Origin of the sequence: Streptomyces sp. NRRL F-4489, from assembly GCF_001509485.1 — a bacterium.
Classification (GTDB): domain Bacteria; phylum Actinomycetota; class Actinomycetes; order Streptomycetales; family Streptomycetaceae; genus Streptomyces.
The window spans coordinates 33,611-50,924 of sequence record NZ_LLZI01000224.1 but is presented as its reverse complement, the minus strand read 5'-3'; the positions used below and the strand labels follow the sequence as shown (position 1 = coordinate 50,924).

Here is a 17,314-nt window from a genome sequence, read left to right as displayed (position 1 = left end):
CCGGCCCCCGGTGGACACCCGGCCGCCACCCGGTAACGGGACGCCGTACCGGGGGCGGCGGGGTGGCGAACTCCGGGGCGGGGCCGCAACGGGGGGCTGCCGGGGGTCATCAAACCAGGCGATAAGAGGTCTTCCGGGAGCGTCCGGGAGCCGTCGGATGTCTGGGGAAGAACGCATGGGACTGACCGGCCGGCCACTGCTCTGCGCCATGATCGTCGTCGTTGTGGTCTGTGTGGGGCTGACGGTCCGGCTCTGGCCGCGGTTCGCCGGGCGCGGGACGCGGGCGGTGCTCGGGCGGCTCGGTGTGATCGCCGGGACCCAGCTGGCCGTCGTCGCGCTGCTCGGCCTCGTGGTGAACCGCAGCTTCCAGTTCTACGCCTCCTGGCACGAGCTGCTCGGCCTCTACGACGGGGCGCCGGCCGCGGTCGGCAAATGGGGCGGCGAGGGCAGCGCCGGGCCCGCCGGCGACCCGTCCAAGGGCCTGGTGCAGCCCTCCGGCCCCGAGGGACTGGACAAGGTCCACGGGGTGCCCAAGGGGCCGCCGGAGGTGAACGGCCGGGTCGAGACCGTGCGGATCGTCGGCAAGCGGACGAAGGTGGTGGACCCGGCCTACGTCTACCTGCCGCCGCAGTACTTCCAGCCGCAGTACGCCCGCCAGCGCTTCCCGGTGATCGTCGCGCTCAGCGGCTACCCGGGCGGGATCTTCCTGCTCGGGCAGCACCTGCGGCTGCCGGAGACGGCCGGCCGGCTGATCCGCGGCGGCACCCTCCAGCCGACCGTCATCGTGATGCTGCGGCCCACCATCGCCCCGCCGCGCGACACCCAGTGCGTCGACGTGCCCGGCGGGCCGCAGGCCGAGACCTTCTTCGCGCAGGACGTCCCGGAGGCGCTGAAGTCGCACTACCGGGTGGGCCACGACCCGGGCGCCTGGGGCGTGCTCGGCTACTCCTCCGGCGGCAGCTGCGCCCTCCAGCTGGCCATGCGCCACCCCCGTACGTACACCGCGGCGGCCGCCCTCTCGCCCGATTACAAGGTCGCCAACGACCCGACCACCGGGAACCTCTTCGGCGACGGCAAGGACCGCGGGCGGCGCCGCGCCGAGCACGACCTGATGTGGCGGCTCGCGCACCTGCCCGCCCCCGACGTCAGCGTGCTGATCGGCACCAGCCGCAGCGGCGAGAAGAACTACCCGGCGGCGAAGGCGTTCCTGGCCGCGGTCCGGCCGCCGATGACCGCGGACTCGATCGTGCTCGACCACGGCAGCCACAACTTCGCCACCTGGCGGCGCGAACTGCCCGCCGCGCTCCAGTGGATGAGCCGGACGCTGGTCTTCCCGGAGGAGGTCGCGGCGAAGTCCTGACCCCCTGGGCGCGGCAGAAGGACCACGGCAAAGGGGCGGGCTCCCGGTACACGCGGTACCGGGAGCCCGCCCCTTACGGGCCGGAGGCCGTTCAGTCCTTGATCTCGCAGATGGCGGCGCCGGAGGTGAGGGCGGCGCCGACCTCGGCGGTCAGGCCCTTGATGGTGCCGGCGCGGTGGGCGTTGATGGGCTGTTCCATCTTCATCGCTTCGAGGACGACGACGAGTTCGCCTTCGGCGACCTGCTGGCCTTCCTCGACGGCGACCTTGACGATGGTGCCCTGCATGGGGGAGGCCAGGGTGTCGCCGGAGACGGCGCTGCCGGACTTCTTGGCGGCCTTGCGCTTGGGCTTGGCGCCGCCGGCGACCGCGGCGCGGGCCAGCGGCATGCCCAGCGACGCCGGCAGCGAGACCTCCAGGCGCTTGCCGCCGACCTCGACCACGACCGTCTCGCGGGAGTCGGTCTCGGCGTCCGCCTCGCCGGCGGGGGCGGTGAACGGCGGGATGTCGTTGACGAACTCGGTCTCGATCCACCGGGTGTGGACGGTGAACGGCTCGGTGGAGCCGGTCAGTTCAGGGGCGAAGGCGGGGTCCTTGACCACCGTGCGGTGGAAGGGCAGGGCGGTGGCCATGCCCTCGACCTGGAACTCGTTCAGCGCCCGCGCGGCGCGCTGGAGGGCCTGCTCGCGGGTGGCGCCGGTGACGATCAGCTTGGCCAGCAGGGAGTCCCAGGCCGGGCCGATGACACTGCCGGCCTCCACGCCCGCGTCCAGACGGACGCCGGGGCCGCTGGGCGCGTCGAAGCGGGTGACGGTGCCGGGGGCGGGCAGGAAGTTGCGGCCGGGGTCCTCGCCGTTGATGCGGAACTCGAAGGAGTGCCCGCGCAGGACCGGGTCGTCGTAGCCCAGCTCCTCGCCATCAGCGATGCGGAACATCTCCCGGACCAGGTCCAGGCCGGTGACCTCCTCGGTGACCGGGTGCTCCACCTGGAGGCGGGTGTTGACCTCCAGGAAGGAGATGGTGCCGTCCTGGCCGACGAGGAATTCGCAGGTGCCGGCGCCCTCGTAGCCGGCCTCCTTGAGGATGGCCTTGGAGGCGCGGTAGAGCTCGGCGTTCTGCTCGGGGGTAAGGAAGGGGGCGGGGGCTTCCTCGACGAGCTTTTGGTGGCGGCGCTGCAGGGAGCAGTCGCGGGTGGAGACCACCACGACGTTGCCGTGCTTGTCGGCCAGGCACTGGGTCTCGACGTGGCGGGGGCGGTCGAGGTAGCGCTCGACGAAGCACTCACCGCGGCCGAACGCGGCGACCGCCTCGCGGACCGCGGAGTCGTAGAGCTCGGGGACCTCTTCCAGCGTCCGGGCGACCTTCAGGCCGCGGCCGCCGCCACCGAAGGCCGCCTTGATGGCGATCGGCAGGCCGTGCTCGCGGGCGAAGGCGACGACCTCGTCCGCGCCGGAGACCGGGTCGGAGGTGCCGGCGACCAGGGGGGCGCCGGCGCGCTGGGCGATGTGGCGGGCGGCGACCTTGTCACCCAGATCGCGGATGGCCTGCGGGGGCGGGCCGATCCAGGTCAGGCCCGCGTCCAGGACGGCCTGGGCGAACTCGGCGTTCTCCGAGAGGAAGCCGTAGCCGGGGTGGATGGCGTCCGCGCCGGAGTCGGCGGCGGCCTGGAGGACCTTGGCGATGTCGAGGTAGCTGGTGGCAGGGGTGTCACCGCCCAGGGCGTATGCCTCGTCCGCGGCACGGACGTGCAGAGCGTCCCGGTCGGGGTCGGCGTAGACCGCCACGCTCCCGATCCCGGCGTCCCGGCATGCACGGGCAACGCGGACAGCGATTTCGCCACGGTTGGCGATGAGCACCTTGCGCACGATGGGTCCTTCCTTGGCGCTACGCCGCAACACACTGAACGCAGCGAGTTTAGGGACTGGCGACACCGCGTGCCGACCCGTTCCCGGGGGTGAGCTTGCCCACACGGAGCGTGCACGCGGCGCGAGTGAGGGAGTGAAGTCCGTTGGAATCCCAGGGTAGGCCCGGATTTCGCGGCTCCGGCGCACGGCGCGGTGTGGTCTAGGTCTCGGCCCGCGGCCTCCCGGCGCACCGTCAATTCTTTGTGGAGTCCCTACGAATGGGCGAGTGAAAGTTTTCGGGTGGGCGCGGCGGGGGGCGGGGGCGCGGGGGCATGGCGGAGGGGGGTCGGATGCGGTGATGCGGACCCCTTGCCGTGAGTGTTACCCAGCAGTAGCGTGCGGGATACCTTCCGTACTCCTGGTAACAGTCCCGTGAGGGTTGCGCGGGGCGGCGTCCGGGTGGGACGGGGTGGGGCAAGGCGGCACAGGGCGGGATGGAACGGGCGCGGCGGGCGGGACGGCGTAAGACGGGTCACGGGTCAGTGGAACGGCTTGGGGCGGTCAGCGGTTCGGCGTGAGGCGGGCGGGGGAAGGGCGCAGGACGGGCCGAGGCGCTCGGCCCCGGCGCGCGCGGCGACGACGGTGGAAGTCACGACGGCGGAAGTGGGGTGGACGGGGTGGTGGCGGTACGCAGACCGGTGGCGGCGGCGACGGCGCTGGTCCTGGTCCTGGAGGCGGCCGGATTCCTGCTGCTGAACTGGATCCTGAGCATCGTGGTCGACCGGCAGCAGATGTCCCTGGCCGGGCTCCGGCCGGGCGCGATGGCCGCCGGCTCCTGGGCCGGCGGCGCGGTCTGCGCCCTGTTCCTCCTGCTGTGCGCGGCGGTGCTGCTGCGCGCCGCCGCACGGGACCGGGCGCCCGGCCGCCTGGGGCGCATCGGGCTGATCTGCTGCGCGGTGCTGCACGGCGTGCTCGGCGCGGTGGCGGTCGGCCTGCTCGGCTGGCCGGCGTTCGGCGCCGCCATGGTGGTGCTGGCGCTGCTCGTGCTGAACCTGGTGGCTTACGGGGATGAGGGCGCGGGGGCGGCCTCGGTGGACGGCGCCGCGCCGGGCGAGGGTACGGCGCCCGGGGGCGCGCCGGCCTGAGCCGCGCGCTCAGGCCGGCCCGGCGGGCCTGGCGGTGCGGCCGGTCGTTTCGTCGAACTCCGGCCCGGGAACGCCCCGTTGGCCTCGTAGCGGCGCTCAGCCGCCGCAGCCCGCCCCGTCCGCCCCCTTACGCCCAAAGCTCCGTGATCGCCACGTCCAGGTCGGCCAGCAGGCGGCGGAGCAGCGGCAGGGAGAGGCCGATGACGTTGCCCGGGTCGCCGTCGATGCCGTCGATGAACGGGGCCGAGCGGCCGTCCAGGGTGAAGGCGCCCGCGACGTGCAGCGGCTCGCCGCTGGCCACGTAGGCGGCGATCTCGGCGTCGGAGGGCTCGCCGAAGCGGACCGTGGTGGACGCGGTGGCCGAGACCCGGCGGCCGTTCGCGGTGTCGATCACGCAGTGGCCGGTGCGCAGGACGCCGGAGCGGCCGCGCATCGACTTCCAGCGGGCCGTGGCGTCCTCGGCGTCGGCCGGCTTGCCCAGCGCCCGCCCGTCCAGCTCCAGCACCGAATCGCAGCCGATCACCAGCGCGCCCGCGGTCTCCGGGCGGGCGGCGACCGCGGCGGCCTTCGCCTCGGCCAGGACGCGGGCCAGCTCCTCGGGGGTGGCGGCGGTCAGCGCGTCCTCGTCCACCCCGCTGACCACCACCTCGGGTGCCAGCCCGGCCTGCCGGAGCAGGCCGAGCCGGGCCGGGGACTGGGAGGCGAGGACGAGACGGCGGGGGCGCGGCGCTTCGGTCATGCCCGCCATCGTACGGAGGTGCGGCGGTCAGCGGAGCGCGGTCCGGGAGCGGGCCCGGGCCGCCCGCAGCAGCGCCCAGCCGAGCAGCGCGCCGAGCGCCGCGCCCAGGGTGTTGTGCGCCCAGTCGGCCGGCTGGCAGTCCCGCACCGGGTCGAGGGTCTGGAGCAGTTCGATCCCGGCCCAGGTCGCGGAGATGCCCAGCGGGACGAGCAGCGCCCGCCGGGTCGCCAGGACCCCGCAGAGCGCGAGCGGGATCCACAGCACGACGTTGACGAGCTGGTGGCCGGGGCCCGCGCCCAGCGTCCGGGGGCCCGCGCCGCCCTCGACGACGCACTGGTGCAGCCGCGTCAGGGCGCCCGGCTGGATCTGGTCGGGCAGCGTGATCCCGGCGCAGAGGGCGAGGGTGAGCAGGAAGAGGAGGGCCGGCGCGGACCGCCGGCCCAGGCGGCGGGTCAGCGGCCGCCACAGCGCCAGGGCGGCCAGGAGCATGACCGCGCACCAGGCGGCCATCACCAGGGCGTGCGCCTCCGGGGACATCGGTGCCTCCTCGCTCACCCGGTGACGAGCCGCTGCCGGAGCTTGCGCTGGGTGGCCTGGTCCAGCCCGAGCCCCTTGGTCAGGTAGCCGTCGAACGACCCGTAACTGGCCGCGACTTCGTGGAACGCCGCGTCGAGATAGCTCTGCCGCACCCCGAGCACCGGTTCCAGCAACGCCGGGTCCTTGACCTTGCCGGCCGCCTTCAGCGCGTCCAACTGCCGGTCGTTGCCGGCGTCGAGGTAGTGGTTGGACGCCAGGTAGTCCTGGTCCACGGTGGCCCGCGGTACGCCCGCGGCGGTCAGCAGCACCGCGCTCAGCCAGCCGGTGCGGTCCTTGCCCTGGGTGCAGTGGTAGAGGACCGGCGCGGTGCTGTCGGCGATGTCCCGGAGGGCCGTGCCGAATTGCCGGCTCGCGGCCGGGTCGCTGACCATCCAGGCGTAGTACGCGTCCATCATCCGCACCGCCCGGCCGCCGCCGAGCGCCCGCTGCTGGGCCGCCGGACCGCCCGCCACCAGCGTGTTCATGGTCCGGGACAGATCGGCGTGCGGGTTGTAGACGGGCAGGGCGGTGTGCCGGACGCCGGCCGGGAGCTTGTCCGCGGCGGGCGCGGCCTCCGCCAGGGAGCGGAAGTCCAGGTCCAGGGCGATGCGGTCCTTGGTGAGGGTGCGCTGTTCGGCGGGGGTGAGGTTGTTCAGGGCGTCCGCGCGGTAGACCACGCCGCGGCGGACCCGGTGGCCGTCGGCGGTGCGGTAACCGCCGAGGTCGCGGGCGTTGGGGGCGTCCCGCAGGCCCAGGGAGCGGGGGGCGGGGGCGGAGGCGGCGGTGGCCCGCGCGGCGCTGCCCGACCGGCCGCTCGCGGTCTCCCGCGCGGGCCCGGACGCACAGCCGGCGGCACCGGCGGCCAGGACGCCGAGACCGGCGGCCACCGCCACGAGCCGGGTCGCCGGCCGCCGCACCGGGAACTTTTTAATGGTGAGCATTAGGCGAAGGTAGGCGTGCCGGCCGTAAATCCTCCGTAAGCGGCCGGCGGAATACACAGGAACCGCACAGTCGCCCCCATGGTCAACACGGAAAACGGGCCGGATACCGGTCCTCAGGGGAGAGAATTTCCCCTTTTTCCCGGCCGTCCGACCCGTTCCTCTTTTCCGGCCCGCCCCCCGTGGCAACCGGCCCCTCATCAGGCCGTGATCAGCGCCAGGCCATGATCAGCACCAGTCCATGATCAGGACTTGTTCAGCACCGCCTGCATCACCGACTTCGCGATCGGCCCGCCCAGCTTTCCACCGGCGATCTCCGACCGCGGGATGTCCATGTCCTTCGGATCGACGAACACCGCGACCGCCACCGGCGAACTGCCGTCCGGCAGCTTCGCGTACGAGACGAACCACGCGTACGGCCGCTCATCGTTCACATTCGCACCGTGCTGGGCCGTACCGGTCTTGCCGCCGACGGTCACCCCGGCGATCTTCGCCTTCGAGGCGGTGCCGTCCGAAACGGTGTACTCCATCATTTCCTGCACCTTCTTCGCGGTGCTCTCGGAAACCGCCTGCGGCTCCTTCGGGTGCAGCGGCTGCGGCTCGAACTTCTCGATCGTGGACAGATCCGGGCCGCGCAACTCCTCCACCATGAACGGCTTCATCACCTTGCCGTTGTTGGCGATACCGGCCGCCACCATCGCCATCTGCAGCGGCGTACTGGTCAGGCTGCCCTGGCCCATACCGGTCAGCGCGGTCTGCGGCTGGTCCAGCTTGCTCGGATAACCGCTCACCGCCGAACGGACCGGGACGAAATGCTCCTCGTTGAAACCGAATTTCTCCGCGGTCTCCCGCATTTTGCCGGTGCCCAGCTTGTGCGCGACGTCCAGGAAGACGTTGTTGCACGACCACTGCATACCGGTCTTCAGCGACGCCTTGTCGCACGGCGCCCCGGCCACGTCGTTGCCCACCTGGGTGCGGGTCTGCGGCAGGGTGTACGGGGCGGGCGCGCCGGAGGAGGCGTTGATGTCGGTGACCAGGCCGTGCTCCAGCGCCGCCGCCGCGGTCAGGACCTTGAACGTCGAACCGGGCGGGTAGATCTCCCGCAGCGCCCGGTTGTTCATCGGCTTGGCCTCGTCCCGGTCGAGCGCGAGGTACTTCTCGCCCTCCGCGGTGGACAGCCCGGCGAAGACCGAGGGGTCGTACGACGGCGTGCTGGCCAGCGCCAGGATCCGGCCGCTGCGCGGGTCGAGGGCGACCACCGCGCCGGTCGCGTGCAGGTCCGTGAGGCCCTTGTAGGCCGCCTTCTGGGCCTTCTCGCTGATGGTGGTGACGACATCGCCGCCGCGCGGCTTCTCGCCCGTCAGCATCCCGCGCGCCCGGTTGAAGAACAGCCGGTCGTCCTTGCCGTTGAGCACCTTCTTGTAGACGCCCTCCAGCATGGTCTCGCCGGCCGCCTGCCGGGCGTACCCGGTCACCGGGGCGTACATCGCGCCGTCGGTGTACGTGCGCTTGTACTTGAAGTCGCCGCTGGTCTCCACCGACCCGGTGACCGGCTTGCCGTCCACGATGATGTTGCCGAGCGGGTACGAGTACGCCTCGATCTTGACCCGCCGGTTGTGGTCGTCGTTCGCCAGCTCGTCGGCCTGCACGAACTGCACCCAGGTCACCCGGACCAGCAGGGCCAGCACCAGGGCCCCGCAGAAGACGGCTATGTGTCTGAGCGGCCTGTTCATGGTCTCCCCTCCACCGGGCGGCGGCCGCCCGGTCACCCGGCGGCCGCCTGTCCGAATTGCGCTGTCAGGAGAGAAAGATGCGCTTCCGCGCGCGGCGGTTGCGGCGGGTGACGCGTTTTACGGCGGCGGCCCGCCGCACCGGCGGGAACCGGGGCCCCGGGGGGAACCGCGCGCCCCGTAGGAGCGTCATCGCACCAGGAGGACCAGCGTCCCCACCATGATCGCTGTGGCGAGCACAAAGCCCATCCGGCGGAGCTTCGCCTGCGCCTCGCGCAGCTCCTCGGGCGGCTCATCGGGCGGATCTGACCACAGCATGACCTCGATCCTCCCGCCCCGGACGACGGCGGCGCCTGAGTACGCGTACTCAGGCGCCACGGCGTCAAGGACTAGTCAGTGCAGTGTGCACCGACCGGATCCGGCCAGGTCATCGCGGCCAGAAGCTGGTCCGCCAGGCCCGCGGCCCCGGGTGCGGCAGCCGCGCGCGGGCCGGCACCGTCGCCGCCGGATCGGACCACTCGCTGCCGCGCCCGGCGGCCTCCTGGCCGGGACCCGCGGCCACCGCCGCCGCCCGGGCCTTGACCACCGCCAGCGCGGCGGCCAGCTCCTCGGGCGTGGGATTGCCCCGTACGACCTTGATCATCGTCAACGACCTCCTGTGGCGGGGACTGCAACGCGCAACACGACCAGCGATCCGGCGTCCCGTCAGAGCGGGATGTTGCCGTGCTTCTTCGGGGGCAGCGCCTCGCGCTTGTTGCGCAGCGTGCGCAGGCCCCGGACGATGTGGCGGCGGGTCTCCGACGGCATGATCACCGCGTCGACATAGCCGCGCTCGGCCGCGACGTACGGATTCAGCAGCGCGTCCTCGTACTCCTGGATCAGCTCCTGCCGGCGCGCCTCCTGGGCGGCGGGGTCCTCGATGGCGGCCAGCGTCCGCCGGTGCAGGATGTTCACCGCGCCCTGCGCGCCCATCACCGCGATCTGCGCGGTCGGCCAGGCGAGGTTCAGATCCGCGCCCAGGTGCTTGGACCCCATGACGTCGTACGCGCCGCCGAACGCCTTCCGGGTGATCACGGTGATCAGCGGAACCGTCGCCTCCGCGTACGCGTAGATCAGCTTGGCGCCGCGCCGGATGATGCCGTCGTACTCCTGGTCCGTGCCCGGCAGGAATCCCGGCACGTCGACGAACGTCAGCACCGGGATGTTGAACGCGTCGCAGGTCCGCACGAACCGCGCGGCCTTCTCGCTCGCCTTGATGTCCAGGCAGCCGGCGAACTGCAGCGGCTGATTCGCCACCACGCCCACCGAATGGCCCTCGACCCGCCCGAAACCGGTGAGGATGTTCGGCGCGAACAGCGCCTGCGTCTCCAGGAATTCGCCGTCGTCCAGCACATGCTCGATCGCGGTGTGCATGTCGTACGGCTGGTTCGCCGAATCCGGGATCAGCGTGTCCAGCTCGCGGTCCGCGTCCGAGACCGCCAGATCCGCCTCCTCCGGGAACGCCGGCGGGTCGGAGAGGTTGTTCGACGGAAGGTAGGACAGCAGGCCCTTCACATACTCGATGGCGTCCTTCTCGTCACCCGCCATGTGGTGCGCCACGCCCGAGGTGGTGTTGTGCGTACGGGCCCCGCCCAGCTCCTCGAAACCGACGTCCTCACCGGTGACGGTCTTGATGACGTCCGGGCCGGTGATGAACATGTGCGAGGTCTGGTCCACCATCACCGTGAAGTCCGTGATGGCCGGCGAATACACCGCGCCGCCCGCACACGGCCCCACGATCAGGGAAATCTGCGGCACCACGCCCGACGCGTGCACATTCCGCCGGAAAATCTCCGCGAACAGCCCGAGCGCGGCCACCCCCTCCTGAATCCGGGCGCCGCCGCCGTCATTGATCCCGATGACCGGGCAGCCGTTTTTCAGCGCGAAATCCATCACCTTGACGATCTTCTCGCCGTAGACCTCGCCGAGCGATCCGCCGAAAATGGTGAAGTCCTGCGAATAGACGCACACCGGCCGCCCGTCGACCGTGCCGTAACCAGTGACGACGCCGTCCCCGTACGGGCGGTTCTGCTCGATCCCGAAATTCGTCGACCGATGCCGCGCGAACTCGTCCAGCTCGACGAACGAGCCCTCGTCCAGCAGGAGGTCGATGCGCTCACGCGCCGTCAACTTCCCCTTGGCATGCTGCTTTTCCACCGCGCGGGCGGAGCCGGCATGCGTGGCCTCCTCGACCCGCCGCTGAAGATCCGCCAATTTCCCCGCGGTGGTGTGGATGTTTGCTTCCGGTTCGGACATCGGGATGCGGCTCCTGCTCGTCCTGGACTGGCACTCGTACGAAAGGGAGGTGTACGGGTGTGGCTACCGCCTCGTAGCGTATCGGCGGGACTGCTCTCCGGCACTGCGTCGTTGACCACACCTAGGCTGGGGCCATGACGCCTCAACCTCCGGAAAACCGGGACAAAGACGCCGGCCGCTGGTCCGATCTGGACCGCCCGCCGCTGAACGCCGCCGCGCTGCGCCGGGCCCTCGTCCGGCCCGGCTCGCTGTGGTCCTCCCTGGACGTCGTCCCCGCCACCGGATCGACCAACACCGACCTCGTGGGGCGCGCCGCGGCCGGCACCCTCCGGGAGGGCGCGGTGCTCGTCGCCGAGGAGCAGTCCGCCGCCCGCGGCCGCCTGGACCGCCGCTGGTCCGCGCCGCCCCGCTCGGGCCTCTTCTTCTCCGTCTACCTGGAGCCCGGCGTCCCCGCCGACCGCTGGGGCTGGCTGCCGCTGCTGGCCGGCGTCGCCACCGCCACCGCGGTCGCCCGCACCGCCGGCGTCGACACCGCCCTGAAGTGGCCCAACGACCTGCTGGTCACCGTGGACGGCGCGGAACGCAAGGCCGGCGGCATCCTCGCCGAACGCGCCGGCGACGGCGTCGTCCTCGGCATCGGCCTCAACGTCTCGCTGACCGCCGCCGAGCTGCCCGTCCCGACGGCCGGCTCCCTCGCCCTCGCCGGCGCGCACTCCACCGACCGGGACCCGCTGCTGCGGGCCGTCCTGCGGTCGCTGGAGCGGTGGTACGGGGAGTGGCGGGCGGCGGGCGGCGACCCTGGGGCGAGCCGCCTCCAGGAGGCGTACGTGGCGGGGTGCTCGACTTTGGGCCGCCAGGTTCGGGCCTCGCTGCCCGGGGAGCGGTTCGTCGAGGGCGAGGCGCTCGCGCTCGACTCGGACGGGCGGCTGGTGCTGGGGCTGCCGGGTGGGGGCCGTGAGGCGGTCGGCGCCGGTGACATCGTGCACCTTCGGCCGGTGGCGTAGTTTGTGGCCGCCCCACGTTGTTGGCTTTCCCGCCGTGGGCGCTGGGGTGGCCTCGGCGTTCCGCCGTTGGTGGGGGCCGGAGGGGCTGTCCCGGGGTACGTCCTCGGTGCGGGCGCATCTGGTGCGTGTGATGAGGAATGCCCCGCGGTTCGCTCCAGATCCTGCGGGCGCACCCCGGGACATCCCCTCCGCCCCCCACCCACCCCGCGTAGGCGAGGCCGCCCCAGCCACCACGGCGCGGCACCAAACAACGTGGGGCGGCCACAAACAAACCCCTCCGCCCCCCACCCACCGCCGCGTAGGCGAGGCCACCGCAACCGACAACGGCGCGGCACACAACAACGTGGGGTGGCCACAAACAACCCCAACCGCCGGTACGGCGAGCAACCACGAACAGACAGGGCCCGGCGGAACAACCCGCCGCGAGAAACCACAACGTGGGACGCAACCCCGTATCGTTGAGGCCGTGCCACCACGGGGCGAGCAGCGAGATCGGAAGGGCAGTGCGCAGGGAGCGGACAGGGAGCGGCCGGTGAGCGCCGACGACGCCGGGGCCACCCCGCGCGACGCGGCCGCCGGGGGCGACGCGGCGGGCGAGGCCCCCGCGGACGAGCCCGCTGGCGACCCCGGGAGGGGCGACGGCAACGGCGAGAACAACATCGCCGTCAAGCTCGAACAACTCATCCTCGGCGCCGAGCGCCGCTACACGCCGTTCCAGGCGGCCCGCAGCGCCGGCGTCTCCATGGACCTCGCGGCCCGCTTCTGGCGGGCCATGGGCTTCGCCGACATCGGCCAGGTCAAGGCGCTCACCGAGGCCGACGTCCTCGCGCTGCGCCGGCTCGCCGGCCTCGTCGAGGCGGGGCTGCTCAGCGAGGCGATGGCGGTGCAGGTCGCCCGTTCCACCGGCCAGACCACGGCCCGGCTCGCCGACTGGCAGATCGACTCGTTCCTGGAGGGGCTGACCGAGCCGCAGGACTCCGGCCTGACGCGTACGGAGATCACGTATCCGCTGGTCGAGCTGTTGCTGCCGGAGCTGGAGGAGTTCCTGGTCTACGTGTGGCGGCGGCAGCTGGCCGCGGCCACCGGGCGGGTCGTCCAGGCGCAGGACGACGCGGAGATGGTGGACCGCCGGCTGGCCGTCGGCTTCGCGGACCTGGTGGGCTTCACCCGGCTGACCCGGCGGCTGGAGGAGGAGGAACTGGGCGAGCTGGTCGAGGCGTTCGAGACCACCGCCGCCGATCTGGTCGCCGCGCACGGCGGTCGGCTGATCAAGACGCTCGGCGACGAGGTGCTGTTCGCGGCGGACGACGCCGGGGTCGCCGCCGAGATCGGGCTGCGGCTGATCGAGACCATGGGCCACGACGAGACGATGCCCGAGCTGCGGGTGGGCATCGCGTTCGGCACGGTCACGACCCGGATGGGCGATGTCTTCGGCACGACCGTGAATCTGGCCAGCCGGCTGACGTCGATAGCGCCGAAGGACACCGTGCTGGTGGACGAGGCGTTCGCGGAGGAGCTGGGGCGTACGGGTGAGGCGCCGGTGTCGGAGGCGGACGCGGCGGCCGCCGAGAAGGCCGCCCAGGAGGGCACCGGCAGCCCGCCGCCCCCGTACCGCTTCGCGCTCCAGCCGATGTGGCAGCGCCCGGTGCGCGGCCTGGGCGTCGTCGAGCCCTGGATGCTGACCCGGCGCGGCTGACCGCCCGCGGGCCCCTGCCGCGATCGCCGCCGACCTGACATGATCCCGAGGACAGGTCAACGAGCGTTAACCGGCATTCGGAGGGCGGTATGCAGCGGTTCGGTGCGGAGGAGTGGATCGGGATCGAGCGCCACGGTTTCGTGGCGGAGCTGGTCCTGGACCGGCCCAAGGCGATGAACGCGGTGTCCACGGCGCTGGCCGACGCGCTGGCCGAGGCGTGCGCCGCGCTGGCCGCCGACCGCTCGGTACGGGCGGTGGTGCTCACCTCCACGCATGAGCGGGCGTTCTGCGTGGGCGCCGACCTCAAGGAGCGCAATTCCTTCACGGACGCCGATCTGATGCGGCAGCGCCCGCGCACCCGCGCCGCGTACACCGGCGTCCTGGAGCTGCCGGTGCCGGCCATCGCCGCGGTCCACGGCTTCGCGCTCGGCGGCGGCTACGAGCTGGCGCTGGCCTGCGATCTGATCGTCGCGGACGGCACCGCGGTGGTCGGGCTGCCGGAGGTGTCGGTGGGCGTGGTCCCCGGCGGCGGCGGGACGCAGCTGCTGCCGCGCCGGGTGGGCGCGGCGCGCGCGGCCGAGCTGGTCTTCACCGGGCGCCGGGTGGCCGCGGCGGAGGCGGCGGAGCTGGGCATGGTGGACCGGCTGGTGGCGGACGGCGAGGACCGGGCGGAGGCGCTGGCGCTGGCCGCGGCGATCGCCCGCAACTCGCCGGTGGGGCTGCGCGCCGCCAAGCGCGCGCTGCGGCTGGGCCACGGGCTGGACCTGCGGGCCGGGCTGGAGGTGGAGGACGGCGCGTGGCGGAGTGTGGCGTTCTCCGGCGACCGGGCCGAGGGCGTCGCGGCGTTCAACGAGAAGCGGGAGCCGGACTGGCCGGGGGAGTGAGCGCCGGGGCGGGCCGGGGTGCGTTGCCGGGCCGCCTTCGCCCGGTCCTTCCGGGGCCGATCCGCGGGAGGAAGGGGCGAATCGGGTCAATCGTTCCTACGCTGTAGTACAGAGCGTGCTCACAGTAACGGAATGTGAGGATCCGGTGACGGACGAGGGTGACGCCAGGCTGCGGGCCGTGGTGGAGCTGGCGCAGGCCATGGCGGCCGTGCACACACCGCGCGAATCGGCCCGGGCCGCGGCGCGCGGCGCGTGCCGGGCGCTGGGCGGCTCCTTCGCGGCGGTCTCCAAGTGGGAACGCGAGCGGGGGCGGCTGCGGGTGCTGGTGAACGTCGGCGAACTGGCGCCGGGCGAGCGGGAGTTCCCCGACGACGAGGCGTATCCGGTGCACGAGTTCCCGGAGATCGTCGGGTTCCTGGGCGAGCGGTGGTCCGGGGGCGGGGAGCCGAGCGCCTGGGTGGAGACCGCCGGGGAGGAGCCGGCCGGCGCCCCGGACGGGGCCCGCTACAACCACCAGAGAGTGGCCGCGCTGCGCCGCCGCGGCCGGGGCTGCTGCGTGGTCGCCCCGATCGTGCTGCACGGCCGGGCGTGGGGCGAGCTGTATGTGGCGCGGCGGCCGGGGGAGCCGGTCTTCGGCCCGGCGGACGCCGACTTCGCGACCGTACTGGCCGCCGTGGCCGCCGCCGGGATCGCGCAGAGCGAGCGGCTGGCCGAGGTCCGGCGGCTGGCGTTCACCGACGCGCTGACCGGGCTGGCCAACCGCCGCGCGGTCGATATGCGGCTGGACCAGGCGCTGGAGCAGCACCGCGCCGACGGTGTGGTGGTCAGCCTGGTGGTGTGCGATCTGAACGGGCTCAAGCGGGTGAACGACTCGCGCGGGCACGCGGTCGGCGACCGGCTGCTGGAGCGCTTCGGATCGGTGCTGTCGCTGTGCGGCGCGATGCTGCCGGGGACGCTCGCGGCGCGGCTGGGCGGCGACGAGTTCTGCCTGCTGGCGGTCGGCCCGGCGTCCGACGAGGTGGTGAAGATCGCCGGTGAGCTGTGCGGACGCGCCGCGGAACTGGACCTGGGCGAGGGCGTCGCGGTGGGCGTCGCCTCGACCGGCGACCCGATCGGCCCGGTGCGCAGCGCCCGCCGCCTCTTCCGGCTCGCGGACGCCGCCCAGTACCGCGCCAAGGCGGCCCGGTCGGCGGAGCCGGTGGTGGCCGGGCGGCACGGCGGCGCGGCCGATCCGGTCGTACGGCTCGCGGACTCGCCGGAGCCGGCGCCGGGGCCGGAGCGGCGGAAGTTCCGGAGGTGACGGGGATGGGGCCGGGGCGCTGGGTGCGCCTGGTGGGGCCGGTGCGTGCGGCCGGTGCGGCCCGGCCGGCGGACGGTGGTCCGTACGGCGGGCGCGCATGATGGACAGGGTGGCCGTATGCGATCGGTAAGGGGTGATCCCGAAATCCGGTGGTGACATTCGGCGATTCAGTCTCTAGGGTGCCTGAATATGAGTATGCACACTGTGGTGCTGGGGACGTCCGGCACCACCGCACAGGACGTCATCGCGGTGGCCCGGGGCGCGGCCCGGATCGAGCTCTCCGAGGAGGCCCGCGCCGCCGTCGCCGCCTCGCGCGCCTTCATCGACGAGCTCGCCGCCAAGCCCGACCCGGTCTACGGCGTCTCCACCGGCTTCGGCGCGCTCGCCGTCCGGCACATCAGCCCCGAGCTGCGGGCCCAGCTCCAGCGCAACATCGTCCGCTCGCACGCGGCCGGTATGGGCCCCCGGGTCGAGCGCGAGGTGGTCCGCGCCCTGATGTTCCTGCGGCTGAAGACGCTGGCCTCCGGGCACACCGGCGTCCGCCCGGTGGTCGTCGAGACCATGGCCGCCCTGCTCAACGCCGGTATCACCCCGGTCGTCCACGAGTACGGCTCGCTCGGCTGCTCCGGCGACCTCGCCCCGCTGTCGCACTGCGCGCTGACGCTGATGGGCGAGGGCGAGGCGGAGGGCCCCGACGGCACCGTCCGGCCGTCCGGCGAGCTGCTCGCCGAGCACGGCATCGCGCCCGTCGAGCTGCGCGAGAAGGAGGGACTGGCGCTCCTCAACGGCACCGACGGCATGCTCGGCATGCTGGTGATGGCCTGCGCCGACCTGGCCCGGCTGTTCACCTCCGCGGACATCACCGCCGCGCTCTCCCTGGAGGCGCTGCTCGGTACGGACAAGGTCCTCGCGCCCGAGCTGCACGCCATCCGCCCGCACCCGGGCCAGGCCGCCTCGGCCGCCAACATGCTGGCGTTCCTGGCCGGTTCCGGTTTCACCGGCCACCACCAGGACGACGCCCCGCGCGTCCAGGACGCGTACTCCGTCCGCTGCGCCCCGCAGGTCGCCGGCGCCGGCCGGGACACCCTCGCGCACGCCCGGCTGGTCGCCGAGCGCGAGCTGGCCGCCGCCGTCGACAACCCCGTCGTCCTGCCGGACGGCCGGGTGGAGTCCAACGGCAACTTCCACGGCGCGCCGGTCGCCTACGTCCTGGACTTCCTGGCCATCGCCGCGGCCGACCTGGCCTCGATCGCCGAGCGCCGCACCGACCGCCTCCTGGACAAGAACCGCTCGCACGGCCTGCCCGCCTTCCTGGCCGGCGACCCGGGCGTCGACTCGGGCCTGATGATCGCCCAGTACACCCAGGCCGCCCTGGTCAGCGAGTTGAAGCGGCTGGCCGCGCCGGCGTCGGTGGACTCCATCCCGTCGTCCGCCATGCAGGAGGACCACGTCTCGATGGGCTGGTCGGCGGCGCGCAAGCTGCGCACCGCGGTCGACAACCTCACCCGCGTCATCGCCGTCGAGCTCTACGCCGCGACCCGCGCCATCGAACTGCGCGAGGGCCTGACCCCCGCGCCGGCGACCCGCGCCGTCCTGGACGCCATACGCGCCGCGGGCGTGCAGGGCCCGGGCGAGGACCGCTTCCTGGCCCCCGACCTGGAGGCGGCCTACGCCTTCGTGCGCGACGGCAAGCTGGTGGCGGCGGCCGAGACGGTCACGGGGGAGCTGGCCTGACGCTGGGTCATATGACTGTGCTGCTCGGCGTCATGTGACTGTCCTGTGCCGTCACGTGGCTGTCCTATGC

General features: G+C 73.2%; 15 protein-coding genes. 7 read left to right on the top strand and 8 right to left on the bottom strand.

Features of this window, described 5'->3' with window-relative positions; genetic code table 11:
* Positions 1 to 175 precede the first annotated feature (175 nt).
* Positions 176 to 1,360 carry an alpha/beta hydrolase gene (locus ADL22_RS17790; protein WP_066980083.1) on the top strand — a complete coding sequence of 395 codons (1,185 nt, stop codon included), beginning with the start codon at positions 176 to 178 and terminating at the stop codon, positions 1,358 to 1,360.
* Positions 1,361 to 1,451: 91 nt separating this feature from the next.
* Here the strand turns inward: ADL22_RS17790 and ADL22_RS17785 are convergent, their stop codons facing one another.
* The gene (locus ADL22_RS17785) at positions 1,452 to 3,224 is read right to left on the bottom strand and encodes an acetyl/propionyl/methylcrotonyl-CoA carboxylase subunit alpha (protein ID WP_066980080.1); all 1,773 of its coding nucleotides are present in this window, start codon (positions 3,222 to 3,224) and stop codon (positions 1,452 to 1,454) included.
* A gap of 659 nt (positions 3,225 to 3,883) precedes the next feature.
* Between ADL22_RS17785 and ADL22_RS17780 the strand changes: the two genes are divergently transcribed.
* Positions 3,884 to 4,348, top strand: coding sequence for a hypothetical protein (locus tag ADL22_RS17780; protein WP_420711572.1), 465 nt, complete (start codon positions 3,884 to 3,886; stop codon positions 4,346 to 4,348).
* A 127-nt stretch (positions 4,349 to 4,475) separates the two neighbouring features.
* Here ADL22_RS17780 and ADL22_RS17775 read toward each other — a convergent pair whose 3' ends face one another.
* The 7 genes from ADL22_RS17775 to ADL22_RS17745 all read right to left on the bottom strand — a co-directional run bounded on the left by ADL22_RS17775 (position 4,476) and on the right by ADL22_RS17745 (position 10,626).
* Positions 4,476 to 5,087, bottom strand: a complete 612-nt coding sequence (locus tag ADL22_RS17775) for a Maf family protein (RefSeq protein WP_066980174.1) — start codon at positions 5,085 to 5,087, stop codon at positions 4,476 to 4,478.
* A 27-nt stretch (positions 5,088 to 5,114) separates the two neighbouring features.
* On the bottom strand, positions 5,115 to 5,624 hold the full coding sequence (locus tag ADL22_RS17770) for a VanZ family protein (RefSeq protein ID WP_066980074.1): 510 nt from the start codon (positions 5,622 to 5,624) through the stop codon (positions 5,115 to 5,117).
* Between the two features lie 14 nt (positions 5,625 to 5,638).
* Complete coding sequence (locus tag ADL22_RS17765) at positions 5,639 to 6,604, bottom strand: tyrosine-protein phosphatase (RefSeq protein ID WP_066980071.1); 966 nt, start codon at positions 6,602 to 6,604, stop codon at positions 5,639 to 5,641.
* A 242-nt stretch (positions 6,605 to 6,846) separates the two neighbouring features.
* A complete protein-coding gene (locus ADL22_RS17760) occupies positions 6,847 to 8,334 on the bottom strand; it encodes a peptidoglycan D,D-transpeptidase FtsI family protein (RefSeq protein ID WP_066980068.1) in 1,488 nt (495 codons plus the stop codon).
* A 186-nt stretch (positions 8,335 to 8,520) separates the two neighbouring features.
* Positions 8,521 to 8,649, bottom strand: coding sequence for a morphogenic membrane protein MmpB (mmpB, locus tag ADL22_RS36685; protein ID WP_267890182.1), 129 nt, complete (start codon positions 8,647 to 8,649; stop codon positions 8,521 to 8,523).
* A 109-nt stretch (positions 8,650 to 8,758) separates the two neighbouring features.
* Complete coding sequence (locus ADL22_RS17750) at positions 8,759 to 8,974, bottom strand: acyl-CoA carboxylase epsilon subunit (protein ID WP_066980063.1); 216 nt, start codon at positions 8,972 to 8,974, stop codon at positions 8,759 to 8,761.
* 62 nt (positions 8,975 to 9,036) lie between these two features.
* Positions 9,037 to 10,626 (bottom strand): acyl-CoA carboxylase subunit beta, encoded by a 1,590-nt coding sequence (locus ADL22_RS17745; protein ID WP_066980060.1) that lies wholly within the window; start codon positions 10,624 to 10,626, stop codon positions 9,037 to 9,039.
* 134 nt (positions 10,627 to 10,760) lie between these two features.
* Here ADL22_RS17745 and ADL22_RS17740 point away from each other — a divergent pair, with 134 nt between their 5' ends.
* From ADL22_RS17740 to hutH, 5 genes are all read left to right on the top strand, one after another.
* Positions 10,761 to 11,630, top strand: coding sequence for a biotin--[acetyl-CoA-carboxylase] ligase (locus ADL22_RS17740; RefSeq protein ID WP_066980057.1), 870 nt, complete (start codon positions 10,761 to 10,763; stop codon positions 11,628 to 11,630).
* A gap of 532 nt (positions 11,631 to 12,162) precedes the next feature.
* On the top strand, positions 12,163 to 13,326 hold the full coding sequence (locus tag ADL22_RS17735) for an adenylate/guanylate cyclase domain-containing protein (RefSeq protein WP_066980054.1): 1,164 nt from the start codon (positions 12,163 to 12,165) through the stop codon (positions 13,324 to 13,326).
* Positions 13,327 to 13,415: 89 nt separating this feature from the next.
* Positions 13,416 to 14,210, top strand: coding sequence for an enoyl-CoA hydratase/isomerase family protein (locus ADL22_RS17730; protein ID WP_066980051.1), 795 nt, complete (start codon positions 13,416 to 13,418; stop codon positions 14,208 to 14,210).
* 199 nt (positions 14,211 to 14,409) lie between these two features.
* On the top strand, positions 14,410 to 15,510 hold the full coding sequence (locus ADL22_RS17725; protein WP_066980171.1) for a GGDEF domain-containing protein: 1,101 nt from the start codon (positions 14,410 to 14,412) through the stop codon (positions 15,508 to 15,510).
* 195 nt (positions 15,511 to 15,705) lie between these two features.
* On the top strand, positions 15,706 to 17,244 hold the full coding sequence (hutH, locus tag ADL22_RS17720; protein ID WP_066980048.1) for a histidine ammonia-lyase: 1,539 nt from the start codon (positions 15,706 to 15,708) through the stop codon (positions 17,242 to 17,244).
* Positions 17,245 to 17,314 lie beyond the last annotated feature (70 nt).

What these genes read in the sequence shown, in the direction of transcription:
- ADL22_RS17790 (WP_066980083.1), top strand. Translation starts at nt 176, where the DNA reads ATGGGACTGACCGGCCGGCCACTGCTCTGCGCCATGATCGTCGTCGTT.
- ADL22_RS17775 (WP_066980174.1), bottom strand. Translation starts at nt 5,087, where the DNA reads ATGACCGAAGCGCCGCGCCCCCGCCGTCTCGTCCTCGCCTCCCAGTCC.
- ADL22_RS17770 (WP_066980074.1), bottom strand. Translation starts at nt 5,624, where the DNA reads ATGTCCCCGGAGGCGCACGCCCTGGTGATGGCCGCCTGGTGCGCGGTC.
- ADL22_RS17765 (WP_066980071.1), bottom strand. Translation starts at nt 6,604, where the DNA reads ATGCTCACCATTAAAAAGTTCCCGGTGCGGCGGCCGGCGACCCGGCTC.
- ADL22_RS17760 (WP_066980068.1), bottom strand. Translation starts at nt 8,334, where the DNA reads ATGAACAGGCCGCTCAGACACATAGCCGTCTTCTGCGGGGCCCTGGTG.
- mmpB (WP_267890182.1), bottom strand. Translation starts at nt 8,649, where the DNA reads ATGCTGTGGTCAGATCCGCCCGATGAGCCGCCCGAGGAGCTGCGCGAG.
- ADL22_RS17750 (WP_066980063.1), bottom strand. Translation starts at nt 8,974, where the DNA reads ATGATCAAGGTCGTACGGGGCAATCCCACGCCCGAGGAGCTGGCCGCC.
- ADL22_RS17745 (WP_066980060.1), bottom strand. Translation starts at nt 10,626, where the DNA reads ATGTCCGAACCGGAAGCAAACATCCACACCACCGCGGGGAAATTGGCG.
- ADL22_RS17740 (WP_066980057.1), top strand. Translation starts at nt 10,761, where the DNA reads ATGACGCCTCAACCTCCGGAAAACCGGGACAAAGACGCCGGCCGCTGG.
- ADL22_RS17730 (WP_066980051.1), top strand. Translation starts at nt 13,416, where the DNA reads ATGCAGCGGTTCGGTGCGGAGGAGTGGATCGGGATCGAGCGCCACGGT.
- ADL22_RS17725 (WP_066980171.1), top strand. Translation starts at nt 14,410, where the DNA reads ATGGCGGCCGTGCACACACCGCGCGAATCGGCCCGGGCCGCGGCGCGC.
- hutH (WP_066980048.1), top strand. Translation starts at nt 15,706, where the DNA reads ATGCACACTGTGGTGCTGGGGACGTCCGGCACCACCGCACAGGACGTC.